Source organism: Cryptosporangium sp. NPDC048952, assembly GCF_043197895.1.
GTDB lineage: Bacteria > Actinomycetota > Actinomycetes > Mycobacteriales > Cryptosporangiaceae > Cryptosporangium.
The window spans coordinates 496810-512482 of record NZ_JBICTY010000001.1 but is presented as its reverse complement, the minus strand read 5'-3'; the positions used below and the strand labels follow the sequence as shown (position 1 = coordinate 512482).

At 69.7% G+C, this 15673-nt stretch carries 16 protein-coding genes; 8 read left to right on the top strand and 8 right to left on the bottom strand.

Features of this window, described 5'->3' with window-relative positions:
* Positions 1-15: 15 nt before the first annotated feature.
* Together ACGFY5_RS02410 and ACGFY5_RS02405 are read right to left on the bottom strand one after the other, a co-directional pair.
* Positions 16-1236 (bottom strand): hypothetical protein, encoded by a 1221-nt coding sequence (locus ACGFY5_RS02410; RefSeq protein ID WP_392716453.1) that lies wholly within the window; start codon positions 1234-1236, stop codon positions 16-18.
* A 101-nt stretch (positions 1237-1337) separates the two neighbouring features.
* Positions 1338-2033, bottom strand: coding sequence for a DedA family protein (locus ACGFY5_RS02405; RefSeq protein ID WP_392716451.1), 696 nt, complete (start codon positions 2031-2033; stop codon positions 1338-1340).
* Positions 2034-2154: 121 nt separating this feature from the next.
* Between ACGFY5_RS02405 and ACGFY5_RS02400 the strand changes: the two genes are divergently transcribed.
* Positions 2155-3630: a glutamate--cysteine ligase gene (locus ACGFY5_RS02400; protein WP_392716449.1), complete on the top strand. Its 1476-nt coding sequence runs from the start codon at positions 2155-2157 to the stop codon at positions 3628-3630.
* Here the strand turns inward: ACGFY5_RS02400 and ACGFY5_RS02395 are convergent.
* Genes ACGFY5_RS02395 through ACGFY5_RS02385 form a run of 3 tightly spaced genes read right to left on the bottom strand, consistent with a single transcriptional unit; the run spans position 3556 to position 5976 of the window.
* The gene (locus ACGFY5_RS02395; RefSeq protein ID WP_392716447.1) at positions 3556-4392 is read right to left on the bottom strand and encodes a lysophospholipid acyltransferase family protein; all 837 of its coding nucleotides are present in this window, start codon (positions 4390-4392) and stop codon (positions 3556-3558) included. The genes ACGFY5_RS02400 and ACGFY5_RS02395 overlap by 75 nt on opposite strands.
* A complete protein-coding gene (locus ACGFY5_RS02390; protein WP_392716445.1) occupies positions 4389-5114 on the bottom strand; it encodes a GNAT family N-acetyltransferase in 726 nt (241 codons plus the stop codon). Before ACGFY5_RS02390 ends, ACGFY5_RS02395 begins: the two co-directional genes overlap by 4 nt.
* Positions 5115-5166: 52 nt before the next feature.
* Complete coding sequence (locus ACGFY5_RS02385) at positions 5167-5976, bottom strand: DUF2470 domain-containing protein (protein WP_392718623.1); 810 nt, start codon at positions 5974-5976, stop codon at positions 5167-5169.
* A 63-nt stretch (positions 5977-6039) separates the two neighbouring features.
* Between ACGFY5_RS02385 and rpsD the strand changes: the two genes are divergently transcribed.
* Positions 6040-6654, top strand: coding sequence for a 30S ribosomal protein S4 (gene rpsD / locus ACGFY5_RS02380; RefSeq protein WP_392716443.1), 615 nt, complete (start codon positions 6040-6042; stop codon positions 6652-6654).
* A gap of 157 nt (positions 6655-6811) precedes the next feature.
* On the opposite strand, the gene ACGFY5_RS02375 is transcribed toward rpsD, so the two are convergent.
* A complete protein-coding gene (locus ACGFY5_RS02375) occupies positions 6812-7282 on the bottom strand; it encodes a DUF4870 domain-containing protein (protein ID WP_392716441.1) in 471 nt (156 codons plus the stop codon).
* 246 nt (positions 7283-7528) lie between these two features.
* Complete coding sequence (locus ACGFY5_RS02370; RefSeq protein ID WP_392716439.1) at positions 7529-8152, bottom strand: ACT domain-containing protein; 624 nt, start codon at positions 8150-8152, stop codon at positions 7529-7531.
* A gap of 216 nt (positions 8153-8368) precedes the next feature.
* Here ACGFY5_RS02370 and ACGFY5_RS02365 point away from each other — a divergent pair, with 216 nt between their 5' ends.
* From ACGFY5_RS02365 to gabT, 4 genes are all read left to right on the top strand, one after another.
* A complete protein-coding gene (locus tag ACGFY5_RS02365; protein WP_392716437.1) occupies positions 8369-8743 on the top strand; it encodes a YidH family protein in 375 nt (124 codons plus the stop codon).
* Positions 8740-9048, top strand: a complete 309-nt coding sequence (locus ACGFY5_RS02360) for a DUF202 domain-containing protein (protein ID WP_392716435.1) — start codon at positions 8740-8742, stop codon at positions 9046-9048. The genes ACGFY5_RS02365 and ACGFY5_RS02360 overlap by 4 nt, the downstream gene beginning before the upstream one ends.
* 49 nt (positions 9049-9097) lie before the next feature.
* Positions 9098-10336 (top strand): esterase-like activity of phytase family protein, encoded by a 1239-nt coding sequence (locus ACGFY5_RS02355; protein WP_392716433.1) that lies wholly within the window; start codon positions 9098-9100, stop codon positions 10334-10336.
* Positions 10337-10409: 73 nt separating this feature from the next.
* Positions 10410-11804, top strand: coding sequence for a 4-aminobutyrate--2-oxoglutarate transaminase (gene gabT / locus ACGFY5_RS02350; RefSeq protein ID WP_392716431.1), 1395 nt, complete (start codon positions 10410-10412; stop codon positions 11802-11804).
* On the opposite strand, the gene ACGFY5_RS02345 is transcribed toward gabT, so the two are convergent.
* Positions 11781-12377, bottom strand: coding sequence for a TetR/AcrR family transcriptional regulator (locus tag ACGFY5_RS02345; protein ID WP_392716429.1), 597 nt, complete (start codon positions 12375-12377; stop codon positions 11781-11783). The two genes, gabT and ACGFY5_RS02345, sit on opposite strands and share 24 nt — an antisense overlap.
* Before the next feature lie 222 nt (positions 12378-12599).
* On the opposite strand from ACGFY5_RS02345, the gene ACGFY5_RS02340 reads away from it, so the two are divergent.
* Both ACGFY5_RS02340 and ACGFY5_RS02335 read left to right on the top strand, forming a co-directional pair.
* Positions 12600-14756, top strand: coding sequence for an MMPL family transporter (locus ACGFY5_RS02340; protein ID WP_392716427.1), 2157 nt, complete (start codon positions 12600-12602; stop codon positions 14754-14756).
* Positions 14757-14829: 73 nt separating this feature from the next.
* Positions 14830-15606: a DedA family protein gene (locus ACGFY5_RS02335; protein WP_392716425.1), complete on the top strand. Its 777-nt coding sequence runs from the start codon at positions 14830-14832 to the stop codon at positions 15604-15606.
* The last annotated feature ends 67 nt before the right edge of the window (positions 15607-15673 follow it).

The following is a 15673-nucleotide window of genomic DNA, read 5'->3' as shown; positions in this document are numbered from 1 at the left end:
GCTCGCCCTCTCCGATCAGCTCTCGGCGCTGACCCGCGGCATCTCGTTCGTGGGAGCGCCGCGGTGCGGGCCGATCCCGTTGTTCGGCGCAGGTGCCTGCGGCTGCCCGGCGGGACCGGGAACCACCATCCGCTGCGTGGTCGCGGCGGCTGCAGCCTGATGGGCAGGTGCCTGCTGAGCAGGCGCCTGCGGTGCGGGCTTCGGCTGCTGAGCGGGCGCAGCAGCCGAGCTCGCCGGAGCTTCTGGCAGTAACGTCGCAGCAGCGGTCTCCTCGACGTCGTCGTCGCCGAAGAGACCGGCACCACCGCCGGTCAGACGGGCGACCGCCTCGCGCAGCCGACCGATCTCCTGCTTGATCTGCTTGCGCCGGGTGTCGAGTTCGGCGACGATCCGGCGCGCCTCGGCGACCGTCTGCTCGGCGTCGGCCTTGGCGCTCGCGCGGATCCCCTCCGCCTCGGTGCGGGCGTTCGTGATCGTCTGCTCGGACTGACGTCGGGCCGCGTCCGTGGCACCCCGCGCGGCCTCGTCGGCTTTGCGCCGCACGTCGGCGGAGTGGGCGTCGGCCTTGGCCAGCACGTCGGCGGCGTGCTTCTCGGCTTCTCCGCGGACCCGCGCGGAGAACTGGCTGGCGTCGTCCTGCACCCGGCGGGCGTCGGCCTTCGTTCGCTCCCGCAGCTCGCCGACCTCGCGCTCGCCCTTGGCGCGCGCGTCCTCGGCGTCCTTGCGGATTGCTGCGGCCCGCTTCTCGGCCTCGACGACGAGCTTGTCGGCGTGTGCCGTCTTCTGCGCGTACTCGGCCTCGATGGCCTCGCGGCGCTCGGCGAACGTCTTCTCGACGCCGGCTTTCACCGCTTCGATGTCCTGCTCGGCCTTGGCGCGGGTCTGGTTGGCGTCCGCTTCGGCCTTCGCACGAATCTCGGCCGCTTCGTCGTCGACCATGGCGAAGATCTGTTCGACGCGCGCACCGAGATGTTTGTAGGACGGTTTATCGACGGTGGGCCGCCGCTCCACCTCCACGACCTGGGTCTGCAGCTCGGTCACCTGTGCGGCCAGCGCGTGGTTCTGCGCCAGCGCATCGTCCCGGCGTGCGGCGAACTGGGACAGTTCGCTCTCGAGCTGGGCGATGTACCGATCGACCTGACGTCGGTCGTAGCCGCGGAGAGCGAGGTCGAACGTGACCTCGGCGGTTGCGGGGTCGCTAAGGGTGAACAGGTTCTGCTCTTCGCCTTGGGCCATACCTCTATCCAAACATGGTCGTCCAGGCTCACCGGACCGCTCCGCGCCGACGCGTGACGCGTGTTCAAAACGGTACGCAGTATTTCAGAATGGTGGTGTGGCTACGCCGAGTGTCGCGCCCGCAGCACTCGCTTCCAACCGAAATAGACCACTGCGAGCACGATCGCGCCGATCACGATGTAGTTGAGTACGTCGCTGTACTGACCGACCGTTTCCCACTGGCTGCCGAGTACGTACCCCAGAACGACGAAGATCGTGTTCCAGACGCCACTGCCGACTGCGGTGTACAGCGTGAACTGCCAGAGCGGCATTCGCTGGAGACCTGCGGGGATCGACACGAGGCTCCGGACGACCGGAATGATCCGCCCGATCAGTACCGCGGTGCCGCCGTGTCGGTCGAACCAGCTCTGCGCACGGTCGAGGTCGCTCTCCTGCATCAGGGGCAACCTTCGCAGCCACACACGGATCCGCGCCTCACCCACCGCGGCGCCCAACCAGTACAGCGCGAGCGCGCCAATCACCGAGCCCAGCGTCGCCGCAGCGATCACGGCCACCAGGTTGAGCCGCCCGGTGCCGGACAGGTAGCCGGCCAGCGGAAGGATGATCTCGCTGGGAATCGGTGGGAACAGGTTTTCCAGCAACACGAGCAGGCCGACGCCGAAGGGACCGAGGAGCTCGACGACATCCACCACCCAACCGGACAAACCGGTGAGCTGCTGTGGATCGTTCGCGTGTCCACCAGCGAGAACGGGGACCATTTCTGCCACGTGCAGCACACCCTTCACCCGATGCGGCATTCCCACTCCGCAACGGGTTACCCGGGTGCGATGGTTCCCTATGCGGGCCGCATCACTGGTTCCGCACCACCGGTGGCGGGTATCGGGTAGACGGGCCGATGCCAAGGCCGAGGGGAGAAGCATGGGTCGGGACGTACCGGCGGTGGACTTCACTCGGGATGACCGCCGTCGCTATCGGGAAAAGGTCCGGCAGTGCCTGGACACGCTGGCGCAGATGCTGGCGGAGTCCCGCTTCGACTTCGATCGGCCACTGACCGGTCTGGAGATCGAGCTGAACCTGGTCGACGTCGACGGGCAGCCCGCGATGCGCAACGCCGAGGTTCTGAACGCGATCGCCGACGACCAGTGGGCCACCGAGATCGGCCAGTTCAACCTGGAGATCAACATGCCGCCGCGCCGGATCGCCGCGGCCGGCGCGGGTGAGCTGGAGAAGGAGGTCCGCGACGCGCTCAACGCCGCGGACGAGAAGGCCCGTCCGCTGGGAACCCGGCTGGCGTTGATCGGCATCCTCCCGACGCTGCGCGAGACGCACGTCAACCTGGAGACCCTCTCGGCCAACGACCGGTACCGGCTGCTCAACGAGCAGATCTTCGCCGCGCGCGGTGAGGACCTGCCGATCCGGATCGACGGCGTCGAGCGGCTCGACACGTACGCCGACAGCGTCGCGCCCGAGGGCGCCTGCACCAGCGTCCAGTTCCACCTGCAGGTGAGCCCGACGACGTTCGGCGCGTACTGGAACGCCGCCCAGGCGATAGCGGGTGCACAGGTGGCGCTCGGCGCGAACTCCCCGTACCTGTTCGGGCGCCGGCTCTGGGCCGAGACCCGGATCCCGCTGTTCGAGCAGGCCACCGACACCCGGTCCGACGAGCTGAAGGCGCAGGGCGTCCGGCCACGGGTCTGGTTCGGCGAGCGGTGGATCACGTCGGTGTTCGACCTGTTCGAGGAGAACAGCCGGTACTTCCCCGCGCTGCTGCCGCTGTGCGAGGACGAGGACCCGGAAGCCGTGCTCGCGGCAGGCAGCACACCGTCGCTGCCGGAGCTGACCCTGCACAACGGAACGATCTGGCGCTGGAACCGGCCGGTCTACGCCGTGGTCGACGATCGGCCCCACCTCCGGGTGGAGAACCGGGTGCTGCCCGGTGGGCCGACCGTCGTCGACATCGCGGCGAACATGGCGTTCTACTACGGGCTGGTGCGGGCGCTGGTCGACTCGGAGCGGCCGGTGTGGAGCCAGATGTCGTTCGCCGCGGCGCAGGAGAACTTCCACGCCGGTGCGCGTGACGGGATCCACAGCCGCCAGTACTGGCCCGGCGCGGGTGAGGTGCCGGTCTCCGAACTCGTCCTCCGGCGTCTGCTGCCGCTGGCGGCCGAGGGACTGGACGCCTGGGGTGTGTCGGCCGACGAGCGCGACCGGCTGCTCGGGATCATCGAGGGTCGCTGCCTGACCCACCGGACCGGTTCGGACTGGCAGGTCGCCACCGTCGAGGCCTACGAGCGCTCGGGCCTCCACCGGGACGAGGCGCTACGCCGGATGACTGTTGACTACCTGGCCCGAATGCACTCCAACGAGCCGGTCCACACGTGGAGCCAGGACTGAGATGCTCGCCGCTGCCGCGGCGAGCATCCGCCGGTTCCTGCCCGGCGGGAGGACCGGATGGCACCGCACCGCCACCGCGACGCCGCGGGCGCGCGCGATGCGCCACACCGACGCGGTGAGCGGGTCGTCGCCGAGGAACGCCGTGACGGTGGTCGGCCGGCCGGCGGCGCTGTACCCGACGGTGACCGGTTCGACCGGGGCTCCGGCGTCGATGGCGGCCTGGAACACCGCCGGGTAGAACCGGCCGGTCTCGACGCCGCACCGGGTCGTGCCCTCCGGCCACGCCACGACCCGAGCGCCCGCGAGGAGCGCGGCCCGGACGTCGGCAACGGTTCCGGGCAGCGTCGAGAGCCGGTTCCGGTCGACGAAGATCGTCCCGCCCCGGGCAGCCAGTGAGCCGATCAGCGGCCATCTCCGCAAGTCGGACTTCGCGACCATGCGACCAGGGCGGATCGAGCCCACCGCGAGGATGTCCAACCACGAGATGTGGTTGGAGACCACGAGCGCGCCCGCAGGCGCCTCGTCCGGTGAATCGACGATCATGCGGACGTCGAGCGCCCGCAGCAGTGACCGGCACCAGCCGCGCGCGACCGCGGTCCGCTCGGCGGCGCCCAGCAGCGGGTAGACCGCAGCCAGCGGGATCACGGCGAGCACTGCGACACACAGCGCGATCAGACGGAAGACTGTCGTCGCGAGCGGGACCCGCTCCTCGTCGCCGGTGAGGCAGCCGACCGCGCAGGGTGAGTACGGCGCCCAGATCACGGTTCGCCCAAGAACCGACGGAGGTAGCGCGGGTCGGTGTCGGCGAGCGACAGCAGCACGAAGAAGTCAGCGGTGCCGAACGCGGGGTCGTGCGCCGGCGGGCCGCAGACCCTGGCGCCCAGCCGCAGGTAACCGCGGAGCAGCGGCGGGACGAGCGAGAGCCGCGCGGGTGCGCCGACCGGACCGACCCAGGGGTTCCGGGGTTCTACCCGGTGCGCGGCCGGCGCCAGGTACTTGGCGTTCACCACGCTCGCGGTGGCGGCGGCCGCCTCGCCTCCGTCGGCGAGCGGTACCGACGCGCAGCCGGCCAGCCAGCCGTGCCCGGAAAGGTGCAGGTAGCGGGCGATCCCGGCCCACATCAGGCCGATCACCGCTCCGTTGCGGTGATCGGGGTGGACGCAGGACCGACCGGTCTCGACGAGCTCCGGCCGCAGCGCCGCGAGCCGGTCGAGATGGAACTCGCCGTCGGAGTACAGCTCGGCGCTGCGTCCCGGCGGCAGCATCCGGTACGTACCGACGCAGGTGCCGGTCGCGTCGTCCCGGATCAGCAGGTGGTCGCAGAGCGCATCGAACTTGTCGACGTCGATTCCCGGACCATTGATCGCCGCCCCGAGCTCGGTGGCGAACACCTGGTAACGCAGTTCCTGAGCTGCGCGGATCTCGGCGGCTTCCGTCGCGAGAACCACCGAATACCCCGCCGAGACGAGAACGCTTGAAGGCATATGCGAGGTGTAACGCGGCCTACACGTCGAGCGGAAGGAACGCCCGATGAACTTAGTGCGTGTGCTGGTGGGACTCCGGACGGCAACGACAGCAGGCAAGCAGGTGGAAGACCTCGGCGAGTTCCTTGAGATCGGTGATCGGGTGCCGGAAGCCGGCCCGGATCCACCGCTCCTCCCCCGCGACCTCGACGCCCAGCGTCAGCCCGTAGCGGTCGAGGCGGAGCGCGCGGGCGTTGCTCGCGCCGGGCACCGCGGTCTCGCGCGCCTGGGCGCACAGCTCGGCGAGCAGATCCTCATGGTGGTCGGCGAGGTCGTTGAGCAGCTTCTGCTCTTCGGTTGCGAACGGATCGGGCTCGGCGTCGAGGAACGCGTCCACGTCGACGTCGACCCGGCGGAGGCCGTCAGCGCCGGTGTCCTCGGCGTCGTAGCCGGGCGTGACCCACTCGATCTCGGCGAGGTCGAGCCGGTAAAGCACGCTGCCCCGGCCGATGTCGAGCAGCTCCCCGATCGGGTTCACCTCAGCGAAGTCCATCGCGGCGCGGTGCGCGGCGATCCCGGTGAGCCGGGTGGCCCAGCCGGACATCGTGATCCGTCCGCGCCACGGGCTGCCGGCCACCGGCTGCCGGTCGGCCACCATCAGCTGCGCGACCGCGTCGCCGTCAGCGGCCACTGGGCGCAGCGCCCGGTCGACCGGGCTGTCCTCGGCCAGCAACAGCAGGACACGCCCCATGCGATCGACGACGTGCGTGACCGCGAACTCGGTGACGGTGGAACAAACGTCCGGCTGGCATTCCGTGCGAATTCGGGCAGGCAGATGCCCGGCCGCCAGCGTTCGTGCGACTTCTGCCGGGGTCGGCTCCATCACGCCTCCAAAATACGGTTAGGCTCACCTTAGTTAGCGAAGCCTAACCTAGAAGGGTGTTTGATGAACAAGTCCCGGCCCAAGGTCCGGTTGTCGCGCGCACTGGGGATTCCGCTCACGCCGAAGAGCGTGGAGTACTTCGAGCGGCGTCCCTACCCGCCCGGCGTCCACGGCCGTCGACGCCGGCAGCAGAGCGACTACTCGCTGCGGCTGCGTGAGAAGCAGCGGCTGCGTTTCCAGTACGACATCGGCGAGAAGCAGCTGCGCCGCGTCTTCGACGAAGCGGCCAAGAACCGCTCCGGCAAGACCGGCGACGTGCTCGTCTCGCTGCTCGAGCGCCGCCTGGACGCCACGGTGCTGCGCGCCGGCTTCGCGCGGACGATCTACCAGGCCCGCCAGTTCGTGACACACCGGCACATCACGGTGAACGGCCAGCGGGTCGACAAGCCGTCGTACCGCGTCGAAGAAGGCGACGTCGTCCAGGTGCACGAGCGCAGCCGGCAGATGACGCCGTTCCTCACCTCGGCAGCGGGCGCGCACGTCGGCGCCGGCCCCACGGCGCCCTATCTCGACGTCTCGATCGCCAACCTGACCGCGCGGGTCCTGCGCGACCCGGTGCGCTCCGAGGTGCCGGTGATCTGCAACGAGCAGCTGGTCGTCGAGTTCTACTCCCGCTGACGCGACTGAAGTCACGCGAGCCGGGCTGTCGCAGCCGGCGGCCGGACCCCGGTCCGGTCTACCGCGGCAACGCGGTGCGGGAGCAACGCGAGGGCGGCCCTCATCCGATGTGGATGGGGCCGCCCTCAAGTTGTTCGTCAGCGCAGAACTGCACTGTTCAGTGCAGCAGCGCCGGGGAGACCGGATAGCGGTACCGCTCGCCACCGGCGGCCGAGAACGCGGCGAGCACCGTGGTGAGCAGCCACGCCAGCACCAGCGGCACCACGAACAGCGCCGCGAAACCGAACGTCAACACGCCCAGCAGCAGCATCGGAGCCAACGCGGCCAGGAACGCCAGCTGGAAGTTGGCAGCGGCCAGCGCCTGCTCCCGGACGTAACCGGACCGTTCGCCGACCAGCCGGGAGATCACCAGCGGACCGGCGGCACTCGACACCGCACCCGAGAGGTGCGCCAGGACGACCCAGGCGCGCTCGGTCGCGGTCGGCGCGAGCGGCTGCCTCACCAGCACCGGAGCGGCGACCTTTAGCTCACGCACAGTAGTGGGAGCGGTAGCGGCGACCGGGCGACGGGCCGGGCGCAGCCGTACCGGCCGCACACCGCCGTCCAGCACCGGCGTCATGACGCTCATCCGAACCCCTCCTCGACTTCCCCCGGACCCCCGTTGTCGTCCGGTGTGGCCCCATCGTGCTCGCGAACGGTGTCCGAGCGCGTCAGGGATCCCACTGGTTCTAGCCCTGGCCGGGCACCCAGCCGAATCCCAGGGAGAACCCCGGAGGCTGGTCGCCCCTCCATAACCATCCAACCGCGCGCAAGCGAAATCGATGTCGGGCGAACGACAGCAATTACATGGCGAGGAACACACCTCGCGACGCGTTTACCAGGCGTCTTTGCCGACGATCGCGCCGACGATGTCGGAGAGCACGCTCAACCGCGTCAGCTCGACGTCGTGGAAAGCCGGCGCCTCGTGGCGGGCCACGACGAGGACGGTGGACGTGCCCTCGAACGGGGTCACGGCCAGGTGCGGGCCGTCCGGCACGCTGATCGTGCGCGGTCGCAGCGGCGTCAGCTCGGGGTAGCTGAAGTTCTCGGGCGCCTGCCAGCTCGTCCTGACTACTTGGAGTGACGGATCGGTCTCCACGAGTGCTGCCCACTCCGCGCTGAACAGAGCCGGGGCTGCATCGACCAGAGTGGCCAGTCCGCGGCCGGGGTTCGCCGCGACCTGGGACAGCACGCCGAGGTCGGACAGCGCGCCGGGAGGCTCGAACGTTTCCCAGATGCCGTCGACCCGGACGCCGGGCGCGGCTTCCAGCCCGGCGGCGACACGTTCGCGCACCGCGGGGTTGGCCACCGAGACCGTGAACTCGTCCAGCGCTCGGCCGACAGCGCTCTCGAGGACCGTCACCTGCAGGATGTCCGCGCCGGCCGCACCGAGGGTGCGCGTGACGGCGCCGAGCGCGCCGGGCCGGTCCGGCAGTGAGACCCGCACCCGAAGCAACATGTCAGTCAGCCTGCCACGGCCGCGTTACCACCGTGTTGCCGGTGGTCAGGGCCACAATTTAAGGACTCTGCTCGCTGAAAGCGAGAGAGGGCCACCGCGTGCCCTTGCGGGCGTTGACGCCGGTACCGAAGTACCAGCAGAACGGGTGACCCTCCCCGCGTCTGATGTTCCCGCAGTGGACCACTGGTCAAACACCGGGCATTCGTAGGATTAGACGTGCGCCTACCAAACGAGACAAGGCCTACCGAACCGGGGGACGAACTCGACTACCGGTTCTCACTGGCGAACGAACGGACGTTCCTCGCCTGGATCCGGACGGCCCTCGCGCTCGTGGGCGGTGGGCTCGCCGTCGACCAGCTCCTCCCCGAGCTGGGCCGGCCGACGGCGCTGCGGGTCTCGATCGCGACAGTGCTGCTCGTGCTCGGCGCGGCGACCGCGGTGCACGCCGCGTTCCGCTGGGTGCGGGTCGAGAAGCAGATGCGGTCGGGCCACGAACTGCCCAGCTCGTCGTACCCCCGGGTGCTCGCGGTGGTGGTCGCCCTCGGTGCGGCACTCCTGCTGGTCGTGGTGCTGCTGGGCATCGACCGGTGAGGCCACGACCGCCGGGACTGGCGTCCGAGCGGACCGCGCTGGCCTGGGTGCGGTCGCTGATCGGCCTGGTCGGGGCCGGGCTGCTGGTGTCGCGCGGCATGCTCGTGCACTGGCCGTTGCTGCCGGCGGCGATCGGGATCGCCGTCATCGGTCTCCTCGTGCTCGGCGCGGGTTACCTCGGCGAACGTCGGTGGATCGCGCTACGGCTTCCGCGGCCGGGGCCACCGCCGCGCACGGTCGTCGTCGTGATCACTGCGGGCGCGGTACTCGTCGCTGCGCTGGGCGGCGCGGTGTTGGTGCGATAGGTCGCGCCGATTCATCCGGTGTTCGCCAGAAAGCGCTTCGATACGCACCATGCAACCCTGGTACAGGTTCTCGAGTCTCGCCCTCCTCGTCGGCACCGCACTCGCCACGCTGTCCGCGGCCCCGGCCACCGCAGCGGTTCCCACTCACGCGGGAGCTGCAGTCACCCTTCTGGGCCGCGCCTCGATCCCGGCCACCGACTACCAGCCCGGCCCCGACTCCGGCGCCGCACTGGACAAGACGACGGTGAACGGCGTCACGCCGCCGTTCAAAGGCCAGCCGATCCCCGGCTTCTCGGCCGCGATCACCGCGACTGCGGGCGACAAGTCCGGCCGCCGCCTGCTCGCGATGCCCGACAACGGCTTCGGCGCGAAGAACAACTCCGCCGACTTCCTGTTGCGCGCGTACTACGTCGAGCCGGACTACCGCCACGGCGACGTGAAGATCGACGGATTCGTCAGCTTCCGCGACCCCGACCACAGGGTTCCGTTCGACATCGTCAACAAGGACACGAAGGACCGGCTGCTGACCGGCGCCGACTTCGACATCGAGTCGTTGCAGCGCGACGCGCACGGCAACCTCTGGATCGGCGACGAGTTCGGCCCGTACCTGATCAAGGTCGACAAGACCGGCAAGGTGCTGCAGGCGCCGATCCCGCTGGCCGACGGCACCAAGTCGCCGCAGTCGCCGGACCTGAAGGCGGGCGAGACGCCGTCGCTGGCCGCCAGCAACGGCTTCGAGGCCATGGCGATCTCGACGGACGGGAAGACCCTCTACCCGATCCTCGAGGGGCCGAAGGTCGCCGACACCGACAGGACCCGCCGGGTCGTCTACGAGTTCTCGGTCCGGAAAAACAAGTACACCGGTAGGACCTGGACGATCAACGTCGGCGCGGTCGGGCAGCTCGTGGCCGACGCGCAGGTGCTCGACGGGCGTCGGATCGCCTGGCTGGAACGCGACAACTTCGAAGGCGCCGAGGCGAAGGTGAAGCAGATCCACGTCGCGGATCTGGACACCGCCGACAAGTCCGGCGTGGTGAAGTCGACGACGGTCGCCGACCTGCTGAAGATCGCGGACCCGAAGGGCATCTCGTCCCCGGCGCGCGAGGGCGAGTTCGGCGTCGGGCCGACGTTCGCGTTCCCGTTCCAGTCGGTCGAGACGATCTTGCCGCTCCGCGGCGACAAGGTGTTCGTCACCAACGACAACAACTTCCCGGGCAACGACGGCCGCATCACCGGTAAGGCCGACGACATCGAGTTGATCGAGATATCCATTCCCGGACTGCGTTGACAGCCACTCGATCCGTCGCGGAAGCCGTGCAATACTGCGGTTTCCGCGACCGCGAGCGCCTCGGGAGGGCCTAATGACTCAGACAAGTGTTCCGCAGGAGCGCAAGCTGGTCACGGCGATCCCGGGGCCCCGCTCCGAAGAACTTCTCGCTCGACGCAACGCGGCCGTGGCGCAGGGTGTCAGCATCGGGCTCCCGGTCTTCGTCACGGCCGCGGGCGGCGGCATCGTCGTCGACGTCGACGGCAACCAGCTCATCGATCTCGGCTCGGGCATCGCGGTGGTCAACGTCGGCAACGCGAACCCCGCGGTGGCCGCCGCGGTCGCCGCCCAGGCCGCCGCATTCACCCACACCTGCTTCATGGTGACGCCCTACGAGGGCTACGTCGCGGTCTGCGAGGCGCTGAACCGCCTCACCCCCGGCGACTTCGAGAAGCGATCGGCGCTGTTCAACTCGGGCGCCGAGGCCGTGGAGAACGCGGTGAAGATCGCCCGCGCGTACACCAAGCGCCAGGCCGTCGTCGTCTTCGATCACGGCTACCACGGCCGGACGAACCTCACGATGGCGCTGACCGCGAAGAACATGCCGTACAAGCACTCGTTCGGCCCGTTCGCGCCGGAGGTCTACCGGCTGCCGATGTCCTATCCGTACCGCGACGAGGACGCCGGCCTCGACGCGTCCGGGCCGGCCGCGGCCGCTCGCGCGCTCAGCGTCCTCGACAAGCAGGTCGGCGCGCAGAACGTCGCCGCGCTGATCATCGAGCCGATCCAGGGTGAGGGTGGGTTCATTGAGCCCGCGCCCGGGTTCCTGGCAGCCATCGCCGAGTACTGCACGGCGAACGGCATCGTGTTCGTCGCCGACGAGATCCAGACCGGCTTCGGCCGCACGGGCGACCTGTTCGCGTCCGAGCACGAGGGGATCGTGCCGGACCTGGTGACCACCGCGAAGGGCATCGCCGGCGGGATGCCGCTGGCCGCGGTCACCGGCCGCGCCGAGATCATGGACGCTGCCCACGCCGGTGGGCTCGGCGGCACGTACGGCGGCAACCCGGTCGCGTGCGCGGCGGCGCTGGCTGCGATCGAGGAGATCGAGAGCCGGGACCTCGCCGGTCGGGCCCGTCAGATCGGCGAGATCATGCTGCCGGCGCTGCACGGGCTGGCCAAGCGCCACTCGTTCGTCGGGAACGTGCGCGGACGCGGGGCGATGCTCGCGGTCGAGCTCGTGGAGCCGGGCACCAGCGCTCCGGCCGCGCAGTTGGCCGGCGCCGTGAACAAGGCGTGCCACCAGCGCGGCCTGGTGACGCTCAGCTGCGGCACCTACGGCAACGTGCTCCGCTTCCTGCCGCCGCTGGTCATCGGCGAGGAGCTGCTGAAAGAGGCGCTCGACCTGATCGCCGACGCGTTCGACGAGGTAGCGAAGTCACTTCCCGCCGCCGAGGCGGCCCCGTCACCCCGCCCCGACACGGACTGAACCGACGGGCTCCTCGGAGTCCAGCACCGCCAGGACGGCCCGACAGACGACGTTCTGCTCGTCGGAGGAGAGCAGCGGACCCTGCTGATCGGGCTTCTGGTGGTGCAGGAGTCCCGACATCAGCGCGCCCATCGCGCACCGGCCGCGCAGCAGCGCGGCCGGGTCGTCGGAACCGGCCAGCACCATCAGCAGCCGTTCCATCCGGTCGTTCATCCCGAGCCGATCGAACATCGTGTGCTTCACCGACGGGTCGCTCAGCACCGCGGTGAGGAACTCACCGCGCTCGTTCATCTGTGTGATCAGCCGCTTCACCAGCTCGGCCCGTGACCACTGCCCGGCCGCGGTGGCGGCGACGATCCGGTCGACGTCGTCCAGGAACGGCGTGATCAGCGCCTGCAGCACCTCTTCCTTCGACGGGAAGTGGTAGTACAGCGCCGCCTTCGTCATGCCGCAGAGCACCGCCAGGTCGCGGATGGACGTTCCCGCGAACCCGCGCTGCTCGAACAGCTTCGTCGCGGCATCGAGGATCCGTTGCCGCGTGCCCTCGGCCGTGCTCCCAGCCGTCCGCGCCACGATCCACCCCTCTCCACCACGAGTTCCTGGCCCCCAAGCGTACGAACTTCGCGCGCCATCGGACAGGTCTTGTGAATTCCACGTGACACCGACCACCACACGGTTGACACACAGCCGTAGGCTACCCAAAGTATTAACCGACCGATCGATTAATTCCAGCCCGCGGGGGTGTGAGCCATGGCCGGATTGGCCAGGTGGTGCTATCAGCATCGAATCGTTGTGGTGGTCCTCTGGGTCGTCGGCCTGGTGGGGCTCGGCATCGGCAGTCAGACAGCCGGTACCGCCTACAACGATAGCTTCGCGTTACCAGGCACTGAATCGACGAAGGCACTGGACCTGCTCCAGGGCGCGTTCCCGGACGCCGCCGGTGAGTCCGACACCATCGTCTGGCACACCGACAGCGGCACGGTGAAGGACTCGGCCGTCCAGCAGCGCATCGAGGGCATGCTCGGCGAGGTCGCCGGCCGCTCCGACATCGCGTCCGTGGCCAGCCCGTACACCGAGCAGGGCGCGGCGCAGATCAGCCAGGACGGCAGGACCGCGTACGCGACGGTGACGTTCAAGGGCTCGGTCGAGGACGAGGTCGACCTCGACGCCGTCGACAGCCTGATCGCCACCGCCGAGAAGGCCCGCACCGACGGCCTGGACGTCGAACTCGGCGGCAACGCGATCCAGCAGGCCACCCAGGCGCCGCCGGGCAGCTCGGAGATCTACGGCCTGATCGCCGCCGCCGTGATCCTGCTGATCGCGTTCGGCTCGCTGCTGGCGATGGCGATCCCGCTGATCACCGCGGTGATCGCGCTCGCCGCGGGCACCACGTCGATCATCCTGCTCAGCCACCTGATGACGATCGGCACGATCGCTCCGACCGTGGCCGCGCTGATCGGCCTCGGTGTCGGCATCGACTACGCGCTGTTCGTCGTCACCCGGCACCGCAACGGCCTGATGGCCGGGATGTCGGTCGAGGAGTCCGCGGTCCGGGCCCTGAACACGTCCGGCCGGGCCGTGGTGTTCGCCGGCATCACGGTCTGCATCGCGCTGCTCGGCATGCTCGTCCTCGGCCTGTCGTTCCTCACCGGTGTCGGTATCGCGGCGTCGGTCGTGGTGCTGTTCTCGGTGCTCACGGCAGTGACCCTGCTCCCCGCGCTGCTCGGCTTCTTCGGGATGCGCGTGCTTTCCCGCCGGGAGCGTCGCCGCCTGGCCACCGAAGGTCCGCACGACGCCCACACCCGCGGCTTCTGGGCGCGGTGGGCCGGGATCGTCGAGCGGCGTCCGCGCATGCTCGCTGCCATCGCGATCGCGTTGATCGCCGTGCTGTCGATCCCGACGCTCTCCATCCGGCTGGGCGCCTCGGACCAGGGCAACGACCCGGCCGACTCGACCACCCGCAAGGCGTACGACATGCTGGCCGACGGCTTCGGGCCGGGCTTCAACGGCCCGCTGCAGCTGGTCGCGGAGCTGAAGTCGCCCGGTGACACGGCCGCGCTCAACGAGCTGGTCGGTCAGGTCCGGAACGACCCGGGTGTCGCCGCGGTCGTGGCACTGCCGACGCAGCCGGGCGCCGAGGTCGGCATCGTCCAGGTCATCCCGACGACCTCTCCGCAGTCGGAGGAGACCAGCGAGCTGATCGAGCGCCTGCGGAACGACGTCGTGCCCGGAATCGAAGACGGCACCACGATGCAGGTCTACGTGGGTGGCATGACAGCGATCTTCGACGACTTCGCGGACGTGCTCACCGGCAAGCTGCCGCTGTTCCTCGGCGTCATCATCGCGCTGGGCTTCCTCCTCCTGACGGTGGCGTTCCGCAGCCTGCTCGTCCCGCTCACCGCGGCGGTGATGAACGTGCTGGCCGCGGCCGCGTCGTTCGGCGTCATCGTGGCGGTGTTCCAGTGGGGCTGGGGCGCCGAGGCGCTCAACATCGGTGCGGCCGGGCCGGTCGAGGCGTTCGTGCCGGTGATGATGCTGGCGATCCTGTTCGGCCTGTCGATGGACTACCAGGTGTTCCTCGTGAGCCGGATGCACGAGGAATGGGTGCACACCGGCGACAACAAGCGGGCGATCACGGTCGGGCAGGCCAGCACCGGCCGGGTGATCACGGCCGCGGCGACGATCATGATCTTCGTCTTCGGAGCATTCATCTTCGAGGGCCAGCGGGTCATCGCCGAGTTCGGCATCGGCCTGTCGAGCGCCGTCTTCATCGACGCGTTCATCCTGCGGACGCTGCTCGTGCCCGCGCTGATGCACTGGTTCGGGCGCGCCAACTGGTGGATCCCGAAGTGGCTCGACCGTCGTCTGCCGCACCTCACGGTGGAGCCGGCCGACGAACCGGTCGCGCCGCCGCGGCCCGAGGAGAAACGCGAGCCAATCGCCGTCGGATAAGTACTTGCCCACAAGCGACTGTCGCCGGACGCTGGAGTACGAGCGTCCGGCGACGGCGCCGGAAGGAGGCGTGATGGACTCGGTCGTCGAACTCGTGACCGACCTCCGTGCCCCAGTCCTCTACGCCCTCATCCTCGCGGTCGTCTTCGCCGAGACCGCGGTTCTCCTCGGCATGTTTCTTCCCGGTGAGACCGCGGCGATCGTTGCCGGTGTGCTCGCGGCCCAGCACCAGATAGCGCTGCAGGTCGTGGTCCCCCTGGTCACGGTCGCGGCGATCGCCGGGGACACGACCGGCTACCTGCTCGGGCGGCGGTTCGGCCCGGCCGTCCTGGACGGCAGGCTGCTGCGCCGACGCCGTGCGCAGATCGAGCGGGCCACTGCCACGCTGCGACGACACGGCGCGCTGGTCATCGTCGGCAGCAGGTTCTTGCCTTTCTTGCGGACGGTCACTCCCGGCGCCGCCGGTGCGTCGGGGGTGCCGGCGCTGACGTTCGTTCCGGCCGCGTTCGTCGGCGGCCTGTTCTGGGGCGTCGGCTCGACGCTCCTCGGCTACGTCGCGGCCGACTCGTACCACCGCGTCGAGGAAGTGATCGGCAACACCGGGCTGATCGTGCTGGCGCTGCTGCTCGTCAGCTGGTGGGCGGTTCGCCGCCGCCGGCGACGGCGGGCACCGGACGAAGAGAATCCGGACCCCGAGAGTCCCGCTCCCGCCAGGGCCCGACCCGTGGTACCGGTCGTCTCGACGCTGCGCCGCGTACTGACGGTGGGCCACCTCGGTCAGTCCGGCCAGCCGGGCACGACGCTGGGCGTCGTCCGGCCACGGCGGCGAACCGATCGCCGTCGCCCCTGACCTGCTGTTCACTGTCCGCCGAACCACCAGCGGGGGATCTGAATCGCCGATGAGGTGACCGTAGGCA

Excerpts from the sequence above, each read along its gene's own strand:
- ACGFY5_RS02375 (WP_392716441.1), bottom strand. The coding sequence starts at position 7,282 with ATGAGCGTCATGACGCCGGTGCTGGACGGCGGTGTGCGGCCGGTACGG.
- gabT (WP_392716431.1), top strand. The coding sequence starts at position 10,410 with ATGACTCAGACAAGTGTTCCGCAGGAGCGCAAGCTGGTCACGGCGATC.
- ACGFY5_RS02390 (WP_392716445.1), bottom strand. The coding sequence starts at position 5,114 with ATGCCTTCAAGCGTTCTCGTCTCGGCGGGGTATTCGGTGGTTCTCGCG.
- ACGFY5_RS02335 (WP_392716425.1), top strand. The coding sequence starts at position 14,830 with ATGGACTCGGTCGTCGAACTCGTGACCGACCTCCGTGCCCCAGTCCTC.
- ACGFY5_RS02385 (WP_392718623.1), bottom strand. The coding sequence starts at position 5,976 with ATGGAGCCGACCCCGGCAGAAGTCGCACGAACGCTGGCGGCCGGGCAT.
- ACGFY5_RS02410 (WP_392716453.1), bottom strand. The coding sequence starts at position 1,236 with ATGGCCCAAGGCGAAGAGCAGAACCTGTTCACCCTTAGCGACCCCGCA.
- ACGFY5_RS02400 (WP_392716449.1), top strand. The coding sequence starts at position 2,155 with ATGGGTCGGGACGTACCGGCGGTGGACTTCACTCGGGATGACCGCCGT.
- ACGFY5_RS02405 (WP_392716451.1), bottom strand. The coding sequence starts at position 2,033 with ATGCCGCATCGGGTGAAGGGTGTGCTGCACGTGGCAGAAATGGTCCCC.
- ACGFY5_RS02355 (WP_392716433.1), top strand. The coding sequence starts at position 9,098 with ATGCAACCCTGGTACAGGTTCTCGAGTCTCGCCCTCCTCGTCGGCACC.
- rpsD (WP_392716443.1), top strand. The coding sequence starts at position 6,040 with ATGAACAAGTCCCGGCCCAAGGTCCGGTTGTCGCGCGCACTGGGGATT.
- ACGFY5_RS02370 (WP_392716439.1), bottom strand. The coding sequence starts at position 8,152 with ATGTTGCTTCGGGTGCGGGTCTCACTGCCGGACCGGCCCGGCGCGCTC.